The 17,822-nt window shown below is 46.0% G+C and carries 20 protein-coding genes; 3 read left to right on the top strand and 17 right to left on the bottom strand.

What is annotated here, in order from left to right; genetic code table 11:
• Positions 1–59: 59 nt before the first annotated feature.
• From BFW96_RS00955 to BFW96_RS00905, 11 genes are all read right to left on the bottom strand, one after another.
• On the bottom strand, positions 60–1,397 hold the full coding sequence (locus BFW96_RS00955; RefSeq protein WP_069838370.1) for an MmgE/PrpD family protein: 1,338 nt from the start codon (positions 1,395–1,397) through the stop codon (positions 60–62).
• Positions 1,394–2,536 carry an N-acetyl-sulfur-metabolite deacetylase SndB gene (sndB, locus tag BFW96_RS00950; protein WP_069838369.1) on the bottom strand — a complete coding sequence of 381 codons (1,143 nt, stop codon included), beginning with the start codon at positions 2,534–2,536 and terminating at the stop codon, positions 1,394–1,396. The genes BFW96_RS00955 and sndB overlap by 4 nt, the downstream gene beginning before the upstream one ends.
• Positions 2,537–2,552: 16 nt before the next feature.
• Positions 2,553–3,302, bottom strand: coding sequence for an amino acid ABC transporter ATP-binding protein (locus BFW96_RS00945; RefSeq protein WP_069838368.1), 750 nt, complete (start codon positions 3,300–3,302; stop codon positions 2,553–2,555).
• A 12-nt stretch (positions 3,303–3,314) separates the two neighbouring features.
• Positions 3,315–3,989, bottom strand: coding sequence for an amino acid ABC transporter permease (locus tag BFW96_RS00940; RefSeq protein ID WP_015385098.1), 675 nt, complete (start codon positions 3,987–3,989; stop codon positions 3,315–3,317).
• 22 nt (positions 3,990–4,011) lie between these two features.
• Positions 4,012–4,806 carry an amino acid ABC transporter substrate-binding protein gene (locus BFW96_RS00935; protein ID WP_003227109.1) on the bottom strand — a complete coding sequence of 265 codons (795 nt, stop codon included), beginning with the start codon at positions 4,804–4,806 and terminating at the stop codon, positions 4,012–4,014.
• Positions 4,807–4,830: 24 nt separating this feature from the next.
• On the bottom strand, positions 4,831–5,328 hold the full coding sequence (gene snaB / locus BFW96_RS00930; protein WP_069838367.1) for a sulfur-containing aminoacid acetyltransferase SnaB: 498 nt from the start codon (positions 5,326–5,328) through the stop codon (positions 4,831–4,833).
• A 13-nt stretch (positions 5,329–5,341) separates the two neighbouring features.
• The gene (locus BFW96_RS00925) at positions 5,342–6,667 is read right to left on the bottom strand and encodes an LLM class flavin-dependent oxidoreductase (protein WP_069838366.1); all 1,326 of its coding nucleotides are present in this window, start codon (positions 6,665–6,667) and stop codon (positions 5,342–5,344) included.
• 423 nt (positions 6,668–7,090) lie between these two features.
• On the bottom strand, positions 7,091–8,077 hold the full coding sequence (locus BFW96_RS00920) for a choloylglycine hydrolase family protein (protein ID WP_069838365.1): 987 nt from the start codon (positions 8,075–8,077) through the stop codon (positions 7,091–7,093).
• Positions 8,078–8,440: 363 nt separating this feature from the next.
• Entirely contained in the window at positions 8,441–9,253 is an 813-nt protein-coding gene (gene yidA / locus BFW96_RS00915; RefSeq protein ID WP_069838364.1) for a sugar-phosphatase, read from the bottom strand.
• 39 nt (positions 9,254–9,292) lie between these two features.
• Positions 9,293–9,850, bottom strand: a complete 558-nt coding sequence (locus BFW96_RS00910) for a hypothetical protein (protein WP_069838363.1) — start codon at positions 9,848–9,850, stop codon at positions 9,293–9,295.
• The gene (locus BFW96_RS00905) at positions 9,840–10,265 is read right to left on the bottom strand and encodes a DUF3255 family protein (RefSeq protein ID WP_014666004.1); all 426 of its coding nucleotides are present in this window, start codon (positions 10,263–10,265) and stop codon (positions 9,840–9,842) included. Before BFW96_RS00905 ends, BFW96_RS00910 begins: the two co-directional genes overlap by 11 nt.
• A 90-nt stretch (positions 10,266–10,355) precedes the next feature.
• Here BFW96_RS00905 and cotNE point away from each other — a divergent pair, with 90 nt between their 5' ends.
• The gene (cotNE, locus tag BFW96_RS00900) at positions 10,356–10,721 is read left to right on the top strand and encodes an inner spore coat protein CotNE (RefSeq protein WP_014666005.1); all 366 of its coding nucleotides are present in this window, start codon (positions 10,356–10,358) and stop codon (positions 10,719–10,721) included.
• Between the two features lie 247 nt (positions 10,722–10,968).
• Positions 10,969–11,322: a hypothetical protein gene (locus BFW96_RS00895; RefSeq protein WP_014666007.1), complete on the top strand. Its 354-nt coding sequence runs from the start codon at positions 10,969–10,971 to the stop codon at positions 11,320–11,322.
• 42 nt (positions 11,323–11,364) lie between these two features.
• Here BFW96_RS00895 and BFW96_RS00890 read toward each other — a convergent pair whose 3' ends face one another.
• Positions 11,365–11,763, bottom strand: a complete 399-nt coding sequence (locus BFW96_RS00890) for a hypothetical protein (RefSeq protein WP_069150640.1) — start codon at positions 11,761–11,763, stop codon at positions 11,365–11,367.
• Positions 11,764–11,939: 176 nt separating this feature from the next.
• On the opposite strand from BFW96_RS00890, the gene BFW96_RS00885 reads away from it, so the two are divergent.
• Positions 11,940–12,905: an iron-hydroxamate ABC transporter substrate-binding protein gene (locus tag BFW96_RS00885; RefSeq protein ID WP_040081278.1), complete on the top strand. Its 966-nt coding sequence runs from the start codon at positions 11,940–11,942 to the stop codon at positions 12,903–12,905.
• 42 nt (positions 12,906–12,947) lie between these two features.
• On the opposite strand, the gene BFW96_RS00880 is transcribed toward BFW96_RS00885, so the two are convergent.
• From BFW96_RS00880 to yxdJ, 5 genes are all read right to left on the bottom strand, one after another.
• On the bottom strand, positions 12,948–13,295 hold the full coding sequence (locus BFW96_RS00880; RefSeq protein WP_069838362.1) for a YxeA family protein: 348 nt from the start codon (positions 13,293–13,295) through the stop codon (positions 12,948–12,950).
• 13 nt (positions 13,296–13,308) lie between these two features.
• Positions 13,309–15,177 (bottom strand): ABC transporter permease YxdM, encoded by a 1,869-nt coding sequence (gene yxdM / locus BFW96_RS00875; protein WP_069838361.1) that lies wholly within the window; start codon positions 15,175–15,177, stop codon positions 13,309–13,311.
• Positions 15,152–15,925 (bottom strand): ABC transporter ATP-binding protein YxdL, encoded by a 774-nt coding sequence (gene yxdL / locus BFW96_RS00870; RefSeq protein WP_069838360.1) that lies wholly within the window; start codon positions 15,923–15,925, stop codon positions 15,152–15,154. Before yxdL ends, yxdM begins: the two co-directional genes overlap by 26 nt.
• 143 nt (positions 15,926–16,068) lie before the next feature.
• Positions 16,069–17,046: a two-component system sensor histidine kinase YxdK gene (yxdK, locus tag BFW96_RS00865; RefSeq protein ID WP_069838359.1), complete on the bottom strand. Its 978-nt coding sequence runs from the start codon at positions 17,044–17,046 to the stop codon at positions 16,069–16,071.
• A complete protein-coding gene (yxdJ, locus tag BFW96_RS00860) occupies positions 17,043–17,732 on the bottom strand; it encodes a two-component system response regulator YxdJ (RefSeq protein WP_014666014.1) in 690 nt (229 codons plus the stop codon). The genes yxdK and yxdJ overlap by 4 nt, the downstream gene beginning before the upstream one ends.
• Positions 17,733–17,822 lie beyond the last annotated feature (90 nt).

The following is a 17,822-nucleotide window of genomic DNA, read 5'->3' as shown; positions in this document are numbered from 1 at the left end:
TTTTCAAACGTATGATTGGTTTTATCATATCATCTGAAATCATTGATTGGAGCTGAATCTTATTCTATATGAGCTAAAAATTCTTTGATATCAGATTTTTCAACGGCTGTTATAATGCGTCGCGCTTTTTCCTGCGGAACCGTTACTCTCAATTTTTCTTTTATGTCTTCTTCCGACAGCTCATTTCCCGGAGCCCCTTTTGGACAGTCCACACGCGCTTCGCAAATTCGGCCGTCTGATAAATAGGCCCGGACAATCGTGAAACGGCCTTTCGGAACGGCATGTGGAGCCGGCTGAATAGCATTGTCATATACTCGCTGAATTCGCCCCATTGTTGTTTGAATGTTGCTAGGGATCGGCTGGCTGTTGAAATGTTCAACGGTCAGCTCGTGTCCATGCAAAGCAAGAGCAATCACATATTCAACGCTGAAACGGCCTTCCTCTCCAGTTTTCGGAGACCGTTCCGTCAATGCAGCATCTCCGCCTGGCGGAAAAACCACTTCAATCCGCTCGGTATTGGCAGCAGAAATGGCTTCTTCAGAGATAAGCTTTCGTACCGCGTCTGCAGCATGGTGTGCCGCGGAACAAAATGGATAGATTTTAAACCATAGGCCCGGCTTTACGATTCTCCACGGTGCGCCCCAATCGTATAGCAAAGTGTGTTGTGCTTTTTCCAAATCACCGTACAGATTGAAAAAACCAGTTTCTCCATCAAGTGCCGTACGGGACCCGCCAAATTCTGATTGGGCCAGCTTAACGGCCATCAAGCCAGCCTGAGCCGCCAGACCGGCGTGCAGCGGTTTCATTTCTGTTCCAAATTGCATCCTCATCCCAGCAGATTGCGTAGCCGCAAAACCAATCGCTTTTTCCAGCTCTTTTTGAGGCAGTCCTTCAGCATAACCTACGGCGCAGGCGGCAGCAATCGCACCAAGCGTTCCCGTATTATGCCAGCCCTTTTCATAGTGGCGGCTGCCAATTGATTCGCCCAGACGTGCCATTACTTCAACACCAACAATATAAGCGCCAAGAAGCCGCTCGTCATGTCCGCGAGCGGCAGAAGCCATAAGAGCAGGCACGATGACCGCACTGGGATGCCCTCTTACATCGGAGTGGACATCATCAAAATCCAATGCATGAGCGATAAACCCATTGAGCATCGCGGATTGTAATGGCGCGGCCTTTTTGCCTTGTCCGATAAGAGGAACAAGGGGCAGGCCTCCTTCATCCTCTATCAGACGGAGGAGCTTTTGAATGCCTTTATCTTCTCTTCCTGCAAATGAAGCGGCAGTAAAATCAAGTAATCCTTTTTTTGCTTCGCGAATCGCGTCAACTGAATGCTCCGGCTGTGACGTTCTCACAGCCTCTGCAAGACCTGCTGTCAGCCCTTGTTTGCTCATTTGATGGTCCCCAATACAATAACCGCCAGCTCCGCAAAGTAGTGAGAGGCAACCGTAAGGGCTTCTTCATCCAGGGTAAAGGCCGGATGGTGCCACTCCTCCGTTCCGTTCGTTCCCATCCAGACAAAAAATCCCGGGATCTTCTCTTGATACAGAGCGAAGTCTTCTCCGCCCGGAGACTGCTCAGCGTGAACGGTTTGATAGCCAAGCCGTGCCGCAGCTTCGGATGCCGCATTCAAAAAGGTGCCGTCATTCTGAACGGAAGGCAAATAAGGAAACCACTTGAATTCGGCTTGTGCCCCATAGCCCGCTGCAATTCCTTCAGCCACCCGTTTCATATGCTCCGGAACAGCCTGCCTTGCTTCTTTTTGAAAGGTTCGAACCGTTCCCTCCATTTCAGCTTGATCTGGAATCACGTTCCACGACGTCCCCGCCTGTACTCTTGTGATACTGACGACTGCGTTTTGCAGTGAGCTGATGTTGCGGCTGACCACAGATTGCAACCCGCTGATGATTTGTCCTGCGGCAGCGATTGGATCAATACTGTTATTCGGGATGCCGGCGTGACCGCCTTTCCCTTTGATGACGATCTCAAACCGGTCAACACTTGCCATTAACGGACCTTCCTTTACACCAATGGTCCCAACAGGCAGATCCGGCTTATTGTGCATGCCGAAAATGGCAGAAACACCATCAAGCACGCCAGCTTCTATGACCTTTCTTGCTCCCGCGGCAATTTCTTCGGCCGGCTGAAAGATAAAGCGGACGGTACCTTTCAGCTCATCCCGTCTTTGGTTCAGCAAAATCGCTGTACCAATAATAGAAGCGGTATGAAAATCGTGTCCGCACGCATGCATCGTACCGTCAACCTTAGAAGCAAACGGCAGGTTCGTCTGTTCATGGATCGGGAGCGCGTCAATGTCCGCCCGTATGGCTATCACAGGGCCGTCTTCCCGTCCTTTGATTTCCGCAATCACACCAGTCTCCAATTGAGGAACGTCCAGTATTTCGATTTGCTCCTCCTCAAGCCAGCGGCGGATTTTTTTCGTCGTTTCAATCTCTTGAAATGACAGTTCAGGATGTTCATGAAGATCACGCCGCATATTGATTAAACGGGTATGAAACGTTTTGTCGGCCATTGTTCTTCTCCCCTTCTTATATAATCTCTGCAGGCTCTCCCACCTGCTTGATAAACCGTTTTGTCCGTTCGTTCTTTGGATGGTCAAACAGTTCTTCTGGCGTTCCCTGTTCGATAATATGGCCGTCTGCCATAAAAATCACTTGATCAGCGACCTCTTTTGCAAACGCCATTTCGTGTGTCACGATGATCATCGTTGTTTGTTTTTCCGCAATGGATTTGATGACCTGAAGCACTCCTGCGACGAGCTCAGGGTCAAGCGCTGACGTTGGTTCATCCAGCAAGATCGCATGCGGATTGACCGCAAGCGCCCGGGCGATGCCGATTCGCTGCTGCTGGCCGCCGGACATTGTGATCGGATAGCTGTCAGCCTTATGCTCCAGACCGACTTGTTTCAGAATCTCCATTCCAATACGTTTTGCTTCGTCGCGTGATTTGTGTTGAGCCACAATTAAAGCTTCTGTAATGTTTTGCAAAGCCGTTTTATTTTTAAACAGATTGTAGTTTTGAAAAACCATGGCCGTTTGCTGGCGAAGCCGGTGTGCTTCCTTGCGTGTAAACTTTTCCGCGTTCAGTTTGGCTTCTCCGATTTCAATGATGCCTTGATCCGGACGTTCTAATAGATTCAAGCACCGGAGAAGCGTTGATTTTCCGGAACCGGACGGACCGATGATCGCCACCACTTCTCCGCGCTTCACTTCTAGTTCGATTCCATCTAGCACGACGAGATCTTTAAACGCTTTGCGAATATTTTTTACTGTTATCAACTGATTTCACCTCTAAGTCCGGTATGGCTTGCTCATGGCGCGTTCAAACAAGTCCTGCAACATGCTGTAGATAATGGTAAGAACCCAATAGACGATCGCAACCGCCAAGTACGTCTCAAAATATTTGAGGTTTCCTGAAGCGTACATCTTCCCTTGGGCGAACATCTCCATGACCCCTAATGTAAAGGCCAGTGACGTTTCTTTTAGCAGTCCGATAAATGTATTACCCGTTGCCGGAATCGCATTTCGGATCGCTTGCGGCAAAATAATCCGTCTGTATGCCTGAAGTTTTGTCATGCCGACAGACAGACACGCCTCCAGCTGCCCGTCATCAACAGAATTGAGGGCCGCCCGGAAGATTTCTGCTAAATATGCTGCATTTTTCAAGCTTAACCCGATGATGGCAGCTGTGAGAGCTGTCATTTTGCTCATCTCTGGAAATAGCTGCGGCAGCCCGTAATAGATTAAGAACAGCTGCACAAGTGTCGGCACGCCCCGGAAAAAGGATATATACAGCTTTGACAGCTGATGAAGCACTGGAATTTTGTTCTTTGTAATGAGTGCGAGAATAAGTCCTCCGATAATGGCAAAAATCATAGCCGCTATAGCCATAAACAAGGTGATCGGAAGGGCCTGAATTAAAGTCGGGAACGCTGATATCATGAATTCCCAATCAATCGTGTTCATTCTGGTGATTCACCGCCGTTTCTTAATGCTTCTGTTCTACTGTGATATCTTCATTAAAGTATTTTTCAGAGAGTTTTTTCAGTGTTCCGTCTTTACGCAATTCATCAAGCGCCTTATTGACTTTTTTGCGGAGCTTGTCGTGCGCATCGTCCTTGGCAAATGGGAATGCAACCTGTTCGTAAACAATCGGATCTCCTGCAAGCTTTAATGGCAAACCGGTCTTCTTGATTTGCGCGATCAATACAGTTCGGCTGTTGACATAAGCGTCTACCCGGCCGTACGCAACATCCTTCAGCGTACCCTCTTGTGTTTCGTACGTTTTGATATTGATTTTTTTATCAGGATCTTTGCTTTCAAGGTTTTTCGCGTGGTTTGAACCGAGAACGGCTGCGACTGTCTTGCCTTTTAAATCGTCTACTGATTTGATATCAGTATTGTCTTTTTTGACGACAATCTGTGTTCCCGCATAAGCGTATGGTTTCGTAAAGTTATACGTTTCCTTGCGTTCGTCTGTCACAGCTACCTGGTTGGAAATGGTGTCAAGCTTGCCTGTTTGAAGCTCTCCCATCAGCCCGCTGAATTCAAGCAGCTTCCAGTCCAGCTTCATGTCAATTTTCTTAGCGACCGCTTCCATCACTTCCACATCAAAACCTGTCAGCTTTCCGTTTTCTTTATAAGCAAATGGGTAACTTTGTCCTGTCGCACCGACATGAAGCACATTGTCATCCTCTTTACTGCTGCTGTTTCCATTGCCGCAAGCGGAGAGCACCGCTAATAATGCAGCAACGACCAGCACAGTCCATTTTTTCATTTTCATTTGATTTTCCCGCCTTTTCTATTTTTATAGATCATGTCGCAATTGTTTTTTCATATAAACTGTGATATGCCCTTTTCCAAGGTCTTGTTCACCTGAGCGGACATACCCTTTTCGTTCGTACATCTCAATCAGCCACGGATGCTTATCCGCTGTTCCGAGTGAGACAAACGGAACCTTTAACGTATCGCGGAGGATTGTTTCCTCCAGCCATTGAAGCAGCTTTGTTCCGATTCCTTTTTTACCGGTATCGGGGTCCACAGCAAACCACCAGATATGCGGAACGCCATACGGTCCCGGCTGCTGTCCCCACGGCATTCTTAAGGAGATGGTCGCGATAATCCGCCCGTCTTCTTCCATGACGTAGCAGGCATTTTTCCGGATATTTTTCAGCACCAAATCCAAATCCGCATGAGCGGCGGCAAAACGAATGCCGAGCTTTCGAATCGGTTCATAAGCCCGCAATGTCAGCTCGAGAAGCTGTTCAGCATCACGTTCAACTGCAAGGCGATATTGTGGCTTCATCTAGCGTTCCTCCTTACTTTGCATAGCGGTTGACCGGCTTTTCCAAACCGAAGTGATCTCTTAATGTTGTGCCTTCATATTCTTTTCTGAACACGCCGCGCTCCTGTAAAATCGGAACCACTTGATCAACAAACACTTCAATTCCTTCTGGTAGAAGCGGAGGCATGATATTAAATCCGTCACACGCTTTCTTATCCACCCATTCCTGCATCTTGTCGGCGAGCTGCTCCGGCGTGCCGACGAAGATATGGTGGCCTCTGGAGCCTGCAACATATTTGTAAAGCTCGCGTATCGTCATATTGTCACGTTCAGCCATCTCCTGAACAAGCTTAAAGCGGCTTTTCACCGCATTGGAAGCTTCGGCGTCAAGCTTCGGCAGCGGCCCGTCAAGCGGATACGCAGACAAATCAATTCCGCCTAAGTAATTTTGGAGAATTTGCAGACCGACAGATGGGATAATCAGGTCTTGAAGCTCCTTGTATTTGGCTTGTGCCGCTTCTTCGGTATCAGCAATGATCGGGAAAATCCCCGGCATGATGGCGATTTTCTCTGGATCACGTCCGAATTCCGCAGCCTGTTCTTTAATGGATTGATAAAATTCTTGAGCGGATTCCAGGTGGTTTTGCGCTGTGAAGATCACTTCTGCTGTTCTGGCAGCCAGCGCTTTTCCGTCTCCTGATGATCCTGCCTGGATAATGACTGGCTGGCCCTGCGGCGTTCTTGAAACGTTCAGTGGCCCGCGAACCGAGAAATATTCTCCTTTATGGTTCAGCTCATGCATTTTTTCCTTCTCAAAGAATTCACCTGTTTCTTTATTGCGGATAAAGGCGCCCTCTTCCCATGAATCCCAAAGCCCCTTTACAACCTCGACAAATTCCTCTGCCCGCTTGTAGCGCAAATGGTGTTCAAGGTGCTTTTCACCGCTGAAATTCAGCGCTGTTGATTCAATCGATGAAGTGACGACGTTCCATCCGGCACGGCCGTTGGACAGATGATCCAATGACGCGAATTGTCTGGCGATGTGAAACGGCTCGCTGTATGTAGTGGAGGCTGTTGCTGTCAGTCCGATTCTTGATGTGACCTGCGCCAAGGCAGAGAGCAAGGTGAATGGCTCAAACCTTGTTAATACATTTGGATGTGATTTACTGTCAATTGATAGGCTATCTGCTAAAAACAGCATATCCAGCTTGCCCCGCTCCGCTGTTTTCGCAAGTTCTTTAAAATAATCCAAATTCATGCTCGCATCTGAAGGCGCGTCGGGGTGCCGCCAAGACGCGACGTGATGGCCTGTGCCTGCTAAAAATACCCCTAATTTGATTTGTTTCTTTTTGCTTGTCATGACGATACTCCTTTTATCATGTTTTAGGCTGAATAATCCGAAAAATAAACTCCTATATTCCTAGTCGTTTAATATGAATAAATCAAAATGTACCTTTGTCTTGGACGTTTGTCAATGAGTTAAGATCAAATTTTTCTTTTTAAGCTGAAAAGAATCTCGCAGCATCATGGGATGGCATTTGTGCAACCTGTATCCTTACAAAACAGCCTGATGATGCTGAGACTCGTTTTGATTCAAAGTTTTATATAAATGCATATCTGTACTTCCGACCATACGCGTTTTGCCGTCGCTTTTGCTCTTTGCTAATAAACGCGCGTGATCGCCGTCGCAGAACGGTTCATTTTGTCACTCATTCAGAAGCTGAGACATCGCATAAAAAAATGAGCTGATCCCGGATTCATACCGAAATCAGCTCATTGTATCTTAATTAAGTTCTAGAATACTTTCTTCCGCTTTAGCAGAAAACACTTTAGGCTCAAGGCGGTCTAGGTCTTCATGAAATAAACTTACTTTTTGGATTTGCCGATTGTCGTAGTGGTGAAAGTAGTAGTTTCCCGTGTCGCTGCACATCACAGAAGTGTATTGCGTATAATCAATTTCGTCTTCTTCAGTTATCACAACACCCTTGGGTATCGCCATGTTTGCCAAAAGCTGAAAAGCTGCTGATACACCTTTCGTTTCATCTGCCGCAGGCTCTAGATGTTCTTTCAGAAAACAAGCTCTGACAAACCGTGAAGGCGGTGTATAATCTCCCGGCAGACCCACTGTACCCGAGCCCTGGCCAAAAGCGGACAGCACCAATCCGCCCAACTCCTTGCTCTCGAATTGTTTCGGCCGTAATCCTATATATTGCCGAAGATTGGCCACATGCCATAAAAAGTCGGGGCTGTTCGTCATGACACCTGGTTGATTGTCATAGATTTTGATGCCGTCTGCTCTCGGTTCGATCGTCAGGCTGCGTCCCGTCCGGTCTGACAATATCCAGTGCAGCGGTAAAACGGTATCCAATAGATCTAATTTCTTCTCCACAATCGTTAAAGAGTGGATCTTTTCTTTTACGTCATCCAAAGACTTACAAACTGATAGCGCCCATGTTACAAATTCATGCGGGGCAATATGAACGCCGTCTCCCCGAAGTGTTTTTTCGTACTCCGCATATCCCATAAAATAAAGCGCCGCACAAGATAAACCGCTTTCATTAACTCCGTCGGCAAATAATATATTTCCAAGTTTTCTCCCCATACCGATAAACGCGTACTGTGTTTGATGCACCCTTCCGTCAGCTTCACTCTTCCAGCTGTAACGGCGCGGATAGAGAATGACCTCCGTCCCCAGCTGAAATGCAAAATCCATTGTTCTCGCTAATAAATGATTCCGGTCAGCAGTTTCCAATGTAAGACTTGTGCACATCTTATTCAGTCCCCTTTCCATTTCAGGCTAAAATCATACATTTTGTGAACAACTTGTTTTATCAGCATAACGAAAGACAAAGAGATTCGTCAAAAGATTGACATCACCTTCCAACATAAAGACGAAGAGATTCTTTCAATGTACTATGCTGATGTTTATGGTGAAAGCTTCCTTTTTATTTTTACTAGCCCCTGCTGTATCAGAGCCAATCAGAAATGTTGCAGTTTCATGATCAATCGCTGATATTATAAGGAGCAGGAAAAGAAGTTGTAGCGTCCATTCCGCAAAAAGGCTTCATGGCGCTTACAGACCGGCCGGGCACAACATAACAAAAAATCCAGCCTAAAAGGCTGGATTTCATTATTATTTCGCCAAAACAAGCTCGTGAATCGCATGCGCAACCCCATGTTCATTATTGGAGCGTGTTTGAAAGTTCGCGGCTCCCAATACTTCTGGGATGGCGTTTGCCATGGCAACCCCGCAGCCCGCCCATTCGATCATTGTCAGGTCATTCCCGTTGTCGCCTATGCTCATGACTTCAGCCTGCTCGATTCCGAGCAGCTGTGCCAGCTGGCGTACAGCATTTCCTTTGCTGGCTTCCGGGTGCAGAATTTCGTAAAAGAACGGCGCGCTTCTGACCATTGTATATTTTTCTCTCACGTCTTTTGGAATCGATGTAATGACGCGGCTTAAGTTCTCCGGTTTATCAATAAACATCACTTTCGGGATGAGGATATCTTTAGGCACCTCGTCAATCTTGCGGAAATGAAGCGGCACCTGTGTCACATAGGATTCGTATACGGTAAATTCGCTAATATCCCGGTTAGGCGTATACAAATGAGATGAATCAAAGAAATGCATCGGCGTCTTCAGCTCTAAGCTCAGGTCATATAATGAAGCCAAATCATCATAGCCGAGAGACAGCTCTGAGACCACTTCATTTGTATGCGTATTTTGAACAAGCGCCCCATTATAAGCGATGACATAGTCGCCTTCTTCAATTAAATTCAGTTCATCTAAGTATCTCCGCACACCCCCGATAGGCCGGCCGGTGCAAAGCACGATTTTGACACCTTCCGCTTTTGCCGCGTGAAGCGCGTTGCGGACCTCCTCTGTTACTTCATGATGATCATTTAAAAGTGTTCCATCCATATCAATTGCAATGAGTTTGTACATCCTGCATCTCCTTCATGTCGTTTTCAGTCTATAGTCCCATCATATCGTTTTTCCTTTTTGATATTCAACCGGAAGAGATGGTTTTCTCCGGATTCTGTTTAGACGCCGACCTTGTCTTCGGATACGTTTTCGCGGTTCCCGCTTTCTTTCTGTTTTCACGACGTTTTCTGCTTTTTTCTGTTTCATCAGCATAAAGCCGGCAGCTATAAACGGAATGCCGGTTATATTTAAGATGGCAAGCTTCACACCAGCCGCGATGAAAAAGAATCCCCATGAAGATGCAGGATTCCGTCTGATCATAACGTAAGCCGCCATTTCCAAAACGATCAGGATGGCATGAAGCACGATGCCATAAATAAGCAATACAAGGGCAAAAAACAACACATAATTCACGATTGCCCCTGAGTACACCATAGCGCGCATCATTTGTATAAACGATAAGGACTGCATGGAGCCGCTGATGACATTAGGGTTATAGATCGTATAGTCACTAAATAAATGTTTGACCTTGAGAAAAGCCCATAATATAAATATCCACTGAATGATATGTAAAACAAGTCCCGCTGCCACCAGTCTTTCAGCATTTTTATTTCTCATCTTTCTCCTCCCTGCCGGTCTTTGATTCAATTCTTGTCATCGTTTTTGTCTGTCCATTTTGCTCCCATATCAACGTCCCGTTTTCTCCTCTTTTCAGCGTGCTTTTGAGCGGATAATAGGGACCGAGATACTGAATCTCGATAGACCCGTCAGCGCTTTGGGAAATTACCTTGTATGCCATAAAAGGCAGCTGAACCTCTCCTCTTCCTTCCATCACTTCCGTTTCCACAACCTCGTCTTTGGTAAATGTGACCGTTGCTGATTTCACGCCGTCCGTTGGCCCGGGAGCAATTCCCTCATCCCACGTTCCGTAATAAAACGGCGTCTCTTCTTTTTGCTGCTGGCAGCCGGATACCATCATGCATACAGCAATAAATAACAAAATGCCATATTTGTTTTTCAAGGAGATCCCCATCCTTTCCTCCTTTTTTTAGGCGAATGCCGTGGCACTGTGCCAATGACTACATAAGTTATAAGGAATTCACCCACAAGGAGATTGATCATAATGAACCCTTATCAATATTACAGCCCACAGCTGCCTCAGCAGGAACCTTACTATAGCCACTATGAATACAGCCCTTATCCACAGCAGGATATATACGAGCCATACCAAATGGAAAGACAGCCTGCATTGGAAAGAAGAATCGCGGCACTTGAACGGCAAAATGAACAGCAGTCGAGAGAATTAACCCGTCTGACAAACGAAGACCGCCGTCAAAATCGGGAAATTGCACGGATTGCCGAACAGGTCAATCAGCTAAGCCAGGCTGTTGAACGCCATACACGCCGCTTAAATCGGCTCAATCAGCGCCTCCGCACAGTAGAAAACAGACTGAATATCCCATTTACTGCAGGGGAAGGCGGTTTCTGAGCAAACAAAGAAAAAAAGCGGAAGACGATTCTCCCAATTCAGGGTTTCGTTTTCCGCCATTCTTATATGTTAAAACGGAACATTTACATAAAAAGGGTTTGTACCCAGTATACAATCTTTACCGTTTTCATTCAAAGACAGAGGGGCTGAGGAAAATAATTGTAGTTCCTCTTTGACAGAATTTCTTTTCATGCCAGTTGCATGATAATACCGACTCACGTCAATCGATCACATGGAGGAATGATTTATGCATCATACACAACACGGCTTGCAGCAGCTGAACCAATGCCGCCAGACTGCTCAGCAGCTCATTCAGCAAACACAGCAAAGCAGCCAGCAATACCGCCAAATGCTTCACCAGGAGCAGCAAAACATTCAAATGCTGCAGCAAATTCTAAACCACGAACAACAAGCAGCACATACGATTCAACAAGCGCTGCACGGACATGACATGGCGATTCAAAAGTGCCAGCAGGTTGTCAACATGTGCAACCAAATGCAGCAGGAACTTACTGGACAATCCAGCGTGATGAATACGAATGTGTCTACACTTCCATTCGGCCAAAATACGCCATTTCAACAGCAATCCTACCAGCAGTAGGATAGAAAAAGCTCAACACAATGCGAGTGTTGAGCTTTTTTCTTACTGTTCTTTGCGAATATGTATATCCTGAATAGACTGTTTCGGCGCATGAAATCTGCTTTCGGCTTCACTTCTTGCCTCGGCAAAAGCCCGTGCCTCCACATGATCCTTGTAGACATCCAGCTGAATCAAATACAGCGGGCGCACTTTAAAGCCGTGAATAATGGTCACAGCCCACAACGGGAGCACAACAAAAACGCCAGGCAGATCGGGCAAAACAAAACCAAACGCAAAAATGAAAAAATAAATGATTCCGTACATTATCCACTTTCTATTTCTAACCTTGATGCCAATAAATAAAAAGGCAAAAAAACTGGTAATGGCAAAAGGCATGAAAATAAACAGCATCCACCAGCTATGCAGCCATTCCCAAGCGGCACCTCTTTTTGTAATTCCCATATTTTTCTCCTCCTATTTACCTATAATAATCGATTAGGCATACCGCGTCACCTATAAATGAAAAAACGTTCTTCCTTGAAAATAGTGATAGACGGAGAATGGGTTTCTTGCTATATTATTAATTGATAATGATAATCATTACTAATCTATTCACATACATATTGGGAGGGTTTTTGATGAAAAAGAACACATTGCTCGTGGGCATGCTTGTGCTGCTTCTCATGTTTGTCAGCGCTTGCAGCGGCACGGCTTCTAAAGGGAGCTCAAGCGATTCTGCTTCCGAAAAGACAGAAATGAGGACATACAAATCACCTAAAGGGAACGTCAACATTCCTGCACATCCAAAACGCATCGTCACTGATTTTTATGCCGGTGAATTGCTTTCTGTCGGGGCCAATGTAGTCGGCTCAGGCTCGTGGTCATTTGATAATCCGTTTTTAAAATCAAAGCTGAAAAATGTGAAGGATGTCGGTGATCCAATCAGCGTTGAAAAAGTGATGGAGCTTCAGCCTGACCTCATTGTTGTCATGAATGAAGAGAATGTCGATAAATTAAAGAAAATCGCTCCGACTGTTGTCATACCTTATAACACAGCGAAAAACGTCGAGGACACAGTCAGCATGTTCGGAGATATCGCCGGAGCGAAAGACAAAGCAACCTCATTTATGGCTGACTTTAACAAAAAAGCGGACGCGGCTAAAAAGAGAATTGCCGGCGTCATCGACAAAGATGCGACCTTCGGCATTTATGAAAACACAGACAAGGGCGAATTCTGGGTATTCAATGACAATGGCGGACGCGGCGGCCAAGCTGTATACAATGCGCTCGGGTTAAAAGCGCCTGAAAAAATTGAACAAGATGTCATCAAAAAAGGAGAGATGAAACAGCTCTCTCAAGAGGTGATTCCTGAGTATGCCGCAGATTATATGTTCATTACGGACTACAACCCGAAGGGCGAAAGCAAAACACTCGACAAGCTGGAGAACTCCTCTATTTGGAAGAACCTTGACGCTGTTAAACATAATCGCGTGTTTATCAATGACTTCGACACGTTCTACCCGTACGATCCGATTTCTGTCAGCAAACAGGTGGATATCATCGCCGACATGCTGATCAAACGGGCCGAAGAAAATAAAAAGTAAAGAAAAAGGCACAGTCATGAGGGACTGTGCCTTTTTTATGATTCATTTTAATGCTGACTGTGCGGAGTCCGGCATATCTTCAAACCTGACTTCTTCCCAAGTCTCGACATACTTTCCTTTCGCCTTCACCTTCAAATACGCGTTCTTCCGAAGCTCTTTGCCGGCGAAAAAGGTCACTTCTTCTTTTTTCCCGGATGCATTGTATCCGTCTAATGTATATTCAGTACCGCCCGGGCTAAGATGTCTGCCATCTCGATCAATCTGCACATAGACATCTTGCTGGTGAATAAACGGATTAAATCGGTCTGTAACATCATTATGAAAAAAGAGAAGACCGCATATTACGGCAGCAGCCGCCAAGACGGCCAGGATCGCCAATGCTTTTTTCATCTTTGTACTCCCCTTACTTGTTCATTTTTTTCAAATAGTTTGATCGCACCACGAGGAAGAACAAAAGCTGAAAAATGAAAAACCCTCCGATCGTGAGACTGAGCGGTCCCACTACATCGGAATAGCCTTCGACGGCCAATGTTCTCAGGGCAAACAGCGTATGCATGACGGCAATGACAAATGGAAAGAAAAAGAGAATCGCCAATTGTATCGTCACGCTTTGTGACATTTCACGCTCACTCAGGCCGATTTTGGCCAGTGAACGGTAGCGCTCCCGATCTTCATCTAAATCGGTGAACAGCCTGAAATATAAGAAACTTGCTGCCGCGACAAAGAAGACGATCGCGATAAACAGCCCGATGAATAAACTCAAGCTCGGCAGCTGCACCGTATCATAGTAAGTCCCGGCTTTTGCCATAAAATCAGAATGCACGTCGATATAGTTGCCGTAAATCTCATTTTTCAAGGATTGGCTGATCCCAAGACTGTCTTTCCAATGATCATAGCTGTAGCCGTATAATGACGCTTTATCACCTAGTGATTTAAGCTGATCAAAGGTTTGATCGTTCACCGCGATGATGGCATTCAATGAAATCAGCGGTTTTTGGACTTCTTTTACCGACAGTTTTTGGTCAGACGGCTTGCCTTTTTGATTCAGCAGCTTCAGCTGATCCGGCGCTTCGTTTTTGAAATTGCGGTCATACGTGCCCGGAAAATAGACAGCCTCATCACTTTTCAGGCCGTTCAGCTTAACATGGAAATATTTTGACACATCCGATTCGCTGATCATGTAAACAGGGGGAACAGTTTCTCCTTCCTGATAGCGAACATAGGAAACATCTATTTTGTCTTTCTTATACGTAAAGCCGTGTGTTTTCAGTTCATGGTCAATATCTTTCAAATGAGTCTGTTCTTTTGGATTGTTGCTGAAAGATATATATTCCATCTCATAAGCGGACTCTTCAGCCCCGACGGTCGATTTGTACATGGCGAGCACGCCTGTCGCCGTAAACGCAACCGCGGAAATAATGCTGACGATAAAGAACAGGCGGGCGTTGTCTTTTAAACGATAGACAAGATCAGAAACCCAAATGACATTTTTCCCGCGCAAATAAAAGGTTTTCCACTTCTTCAGCGCGCGCAGAATCCAGATGCTGCTTTGGCTGAAAAAGAAATACGTACCGATGACGGTGAGCAGTAAAATGATAAACGGTTGAGTCCCGTGGACATTGCCTTTCAGAACCATTCCGTACCCGACGCACAGGCAGGCGATGCCGAATAAGGACAGAAGCACGGACGGCTTCGGCTCCGGCTTAATCTTGTCAGTGCCCTTTATTAATTTGATAACGGTATTTGATCTGACAAAAAGGATTGTGAACTGCGATAAAAGGAAAAATAAGAGCAGAAATCCGCCGGCCGTAATGCCGAGCGCTTTCCAAGGCATATACAGAGGCAGCGCGTCCATTTCTAAAATATAAGCGCCGACCGTAAAGAACGTCTTTGAAAAAATGAATCCTCCGATAATCCCGGCTGCAATCGACATGACGCCAATGATCATGTTTTCCGCCGTAATGAGCTTTCTCAGCTGCACCGGCGTAATACCCTGCATAAGCAAAATGCCGAATTCTTTATTTCTCGATTTCAAAAATGCATTAACCGAATACAGAACAAATAAGAAAGAAAAAACAAAGATCATCCATTCCGCAGCGGTTAGGCCTTTTTTGGCGATGTTATTCAGGTAGCCTTCCTTTAATGCCGGATGAAACAGGAACATCGCAAAGGTAAAGAAAATCAAAACGGAAAAGGCGCTGCTTAAAAAGAATGCAAGATAGGCCCTTTTGTTTCTCGTGACGTTTTTATAAGCGAACTGAAGAAAGGTCATTTGCGTTTCCCCCCAGCATAGACAGCACATCAAGAATTTGTTCATAAAAGACTTGGCGGTTTTCCCCGCGGTAAATCTCATTAAACAATTCGCCGTCTTTTATAAAGATGACGCGGCGGCAGTAGCTTGCCGAAACCGGATCGTGGGTCACCATCAAAGCCGTGACATGATCATCCCGATTCAGGCTCTGCAACGTTTCCATAACGTCTTTTGTCGCTTTGGAATCAAGGTTTCCAGTTGGTTCATCGGCCAGAATGAGTGACGGCTTATGAATGACCGCTCTTGCGATGGCGGCCCGCTGGCGCTGGCCTCCGGATACTTCAAACGTCCGTTTGTTAAGCAGGTTTTCGATACCGAGCTTTGCCGCGATGGCGTGCAGTTTTTCTTCCATGACAGACGGCGCTTCTTTTTCAAGCGTTAACGGCAGCATGATATTTTCACCGATTGTCAGCGTGTCCAGAAGATTGAAATCCTGAAACACAAATCCGAGCTGCTTGCGTCGGAAATGAGCGAGCTTTGTCCGCTTCAGGCGATGCGGGTTTTCTCCGTGAATCAGGATATCGCCTGAATCTGGACGGTCAATCGTTGAAATGATATTCAAAAGCGTTGTTTTTCCGGACCCGGACGGCCCCATCACCGCCGTGAACCCGCCTTCTTCTATTGAAAATGAAATTTGCTTTAAGGCTTGATAAGATACTTGTCCTTTATAGGTTTTATTTATATGTTTGACTTCAAGCATATTCGCCATGAGAATCCTCCTTATGATTTTATTCTTGTTGATCTGGGCTGCTTTCATGTAGTGCCGGGGCATTTAACATAAAAATCCCCTTGACGTAAATCCATGTTATCAAGGGGAAACAAAACGAGCTATGTTGTTTTCTTAACGCAGCCTTACATTTTTGTAAGAAATGAAAATCGAACCGATGTCCCTTCACCGGGAGACGAGCTGATGTCCACCGTATGATTGAGCTTGTCCGTAATTTCTTTGACGAGATGGAGGCCGATTCCCGTAGATTCTTGGTAACGCCGCCCGTTTTCGCCGGTATAATATGGGTCAAACACCCGCTTGATGTCTTGCGAGGGAATGCCGACACCGTAATCTTTGACTTCAAGCACCGTCCTGTCTTCATCACGGAAGACATTCAGCTCCAGTCTGTCACTCTTGCCTGCCGAATACTTGACCGCATTTGTAACCACTTGGCCGACCGCAAATTTGAGCCATTTTGCATCAGTGTAAATCTGATGGTCATCGCGAATGTCCATTTTCGGATAAACGCGGTATTGAATAAAAAATCGTTTATAGCTTTGAATGACTGATTGGAGAAGCTCTGATAAGGAAACCGCTTCGACTTTAAAATCCCGCTCAAACAGGTCGAGCCTTGATGAATAAAGAAGCGTCTCCAGCCCGAATTCAATCTGCCGAACCTCTTTTTTGATTTGTTCAAAAACGGGTTCATCCTCTTCCTGAATGATTAAATTAATGACCGACAGCGGCGTCTTCACTTGGTGCACCCATTGATTCATATACGTCACTCGCGCTTCCAGCTTAGCTTCGGTCTCATGGAGCTTCTGGTGTTGCAGCCGGATTAGCTCCATCTGCTTTTCATATAGCTCTGAACAAAACACTGAAGAACCGAGATACGGGATGTCCGTCCCTTCCTGCTCCGAGCTGAGCCAATGATACACACCGCGGTCTTTGTACCAGCGATAGGCAAGATAGCCCGCCAAAATAAGAAGCTGCACGCCCAATATGTAAAACAGGTGAGAAAAAGAATGAAGACCTGCAAACCAGTAATAAAAGAAGACAAACAGCCCTTGAAGGAGAAAAAGCAGAATCAGCACTGCATGAGACCGGAGAAACAGCTTCATGACTGCGCCCTCAGCTGGTAGCCTTCGCCCCGCACCGCTTCAATAGAAACAGGTGCATTCAGCTCCCGCAGTTTTTTTCTGAGCCGCGTGATATACACGTTAAGTGTATTATCATCGATGAATATGTCGGTGTCCCACGTCTTTTCCATGAGACGGTCCCGACTCGTCACCTTTTCTCCCCGCTCCAGCAGCACTTCCAAAAGCTTGCTTTCTTTTTTAGAAAGCTCGCTTTTTTCATCCTGAAAACGCAGTTCAAAACGTTCCACAAAGAGCTGGACGCCGGCATATTCAACCACTTTCTCCCCCTGCTTTGCGGCGTACTCTCCGTACGCCCTCCGGATCTGGCTTTTGATTTTCGCCAGCACAATATCGTAGGAAAACGGTTTTTCGATATAATCGTCTCCGCCGTTTTCAATCGCCATCACCTGATCCATTTCCCCGCTTCTGGCTGAAATGAAAATGATCGGGCTTGTGGAGTGCTGGCGGATCTGGCGGCACCAATAATAGCCGTCATAGGACGGCAGGTTGATATCAAGCAGCACCACATCGGGCTTTTCCCGCAAAAAGACATCAAGAACAGCCGTAAAATCCGCGGCGACTACTGTTTGATATCCGTATTTTTCAAGGTAATTCTGCAATAGTCCGCGAATGTCTTCACTGTCTTCCACAATCATGATTTTATTCAAACTGAACCACTCCCGTTTCTTACACTGCTGCCATCATCATAATCGTTTTGGGCGTACGGACGCAACACCGCGCAAAAAAACCGCCATCCC

This window comes from Bacillus sp. F56, assembly GCF_001748205.1.
GTDB lineage: Bacteria > Bacillota > Bacilli > Bacillales > Bacillaceae > Bacillus > Bacillus stercoris.
Note: the sequence above shows the minus strand (reverse complement) of the source record. Positions and strands in the feature narration are given on the sequence as shown.

Excerpts from the sequence above, each read along its gene's own strand:
- BFW96_RS00955 (WP_069838370.1), bottom strand. The coding sequence starts at position 1,397 with ATGAGCAAACAAGGGCTGACAGCAGGTCTTGCAGAGGCTGTGAGAACG.
- sndB (WP_069838369.1), bottom strand. The coding sequence starts at position 2,536 with ATGGCCGACAAAACGTTTCATACCCGTTTAATCAATATGCGGCGTGAT.
- BFW96_RS00940 (WP_015385098.1), bottom strand. The coding sequence starts at position 3,989 with ATGAACACGATTGATTGGGAATTCATGATATCAGCGTTCCCGACTTTA.
- BFW96_RS00935 (WP_003227109.1), bottom strand. The coding sequence starts at position 4,806 with ATGAAAATGAAAAAATGGACTGTGCTGGTCGTTGCTGCATTATTAGCG.
- snaB (WP_069838367.1), bottom strand. The coding sequence starts at position 5,328 with ATGAAGCCACAATATCGCCTTGCAGTTGAACGTGATGCTGAACAGCTT.
- BFW96_RS00925 (WP_069838366.1), bottom strand. The coding sequence starts at position 6,667 with ATGACAAGCAAAAAGAAACAAATCAAATTAGGGGTATTTTTAGCAGGC.
- BFW96_RS00920 (WP_069838365.1), bottom strand. The coding sequence starts at position 8,077 with ATGTGCACAAGTCTTACATTGGAAACTGCTGACCGGAATCATTTATTA.
- yidA (WP_069838364.1), bottom strand. The coding sequence starts at position 9,253 with ATGTACAAACTCATTGCAATTGATATGGATGGAACACTTTTAAATGAT.
- BFW96_RS00910 (WP_069838363.1), bottom strand. The coding sequence starts at position 9,850 with ATGAGAAATAAAAATGCTGAAAGACTGGTGGCAGCGGGACTTGTTTTA.
- BFW96_RS00905 (WP_014666004.1), bottom strand. The coding sequence starts at position 10,265 with ATGGGGATCTCCTTGAAAAACAAATATGGCATTTTGTTATTTATTGCT.
- cotNE (WP_014666005.1), top strand. The coding sequence starts at position 10,356 with ATGAACCCTTATCAATATTACAGCCCACAGCTGCCTCAGCAGGAACCT.
- BFW96_RS00895 (WP_014666007.1), top strand. The coding sequence starts at position 10,969 with ATGCATCATACACAACACGGCTTGCAGCAGCTGAACCAATGCCGCCAG.
- BFW96_RS00890 (WP_069150640.1), bottom strand. The coding sequence starts at position 11,763 with ATGGGAATTACAAAAAGAGGTGCCGCTTGGGAATGGCTGCATAGCTGG.
- BFW96_RS00885 (WP_040081278.1), top strand. The coding sequence starts at position 11,940 with ATGAAAAAGAACACATTGCTCGTGGGCATGCTTGTGCTGCTTCTCATG.
- BFW96_RS00880 (WP_069838362.1), bottom strand. The coding sequence starts at position 13,295 with ATGAAAAAAGCATTGGCGATCCTGGCCGTCTTGGCGGCTGCTGCCGTA.
- yxdM (WP_069838361.1), bottom strand. The coding sequence starts at position 15,177 with ATGACCTTTCTTCAGTTCGCTTATAAAAACGTCACGAGAAACAAAAGG.
- yxdL (WP_069838360.1), bottom strand. The coding sequence starts at position 15,925 with ATGGCGAATATGCTTGAAGTCAAACATATAAATAAAACCTATAAAGGA.
- yxdK (WP_069838359.1), bottom strand. The coding sequence starts at position 17,046 with ATGAAGCTGTTTCTCCGGTCTCATGCAGTGCTGATTCTGCTTTTTCTC.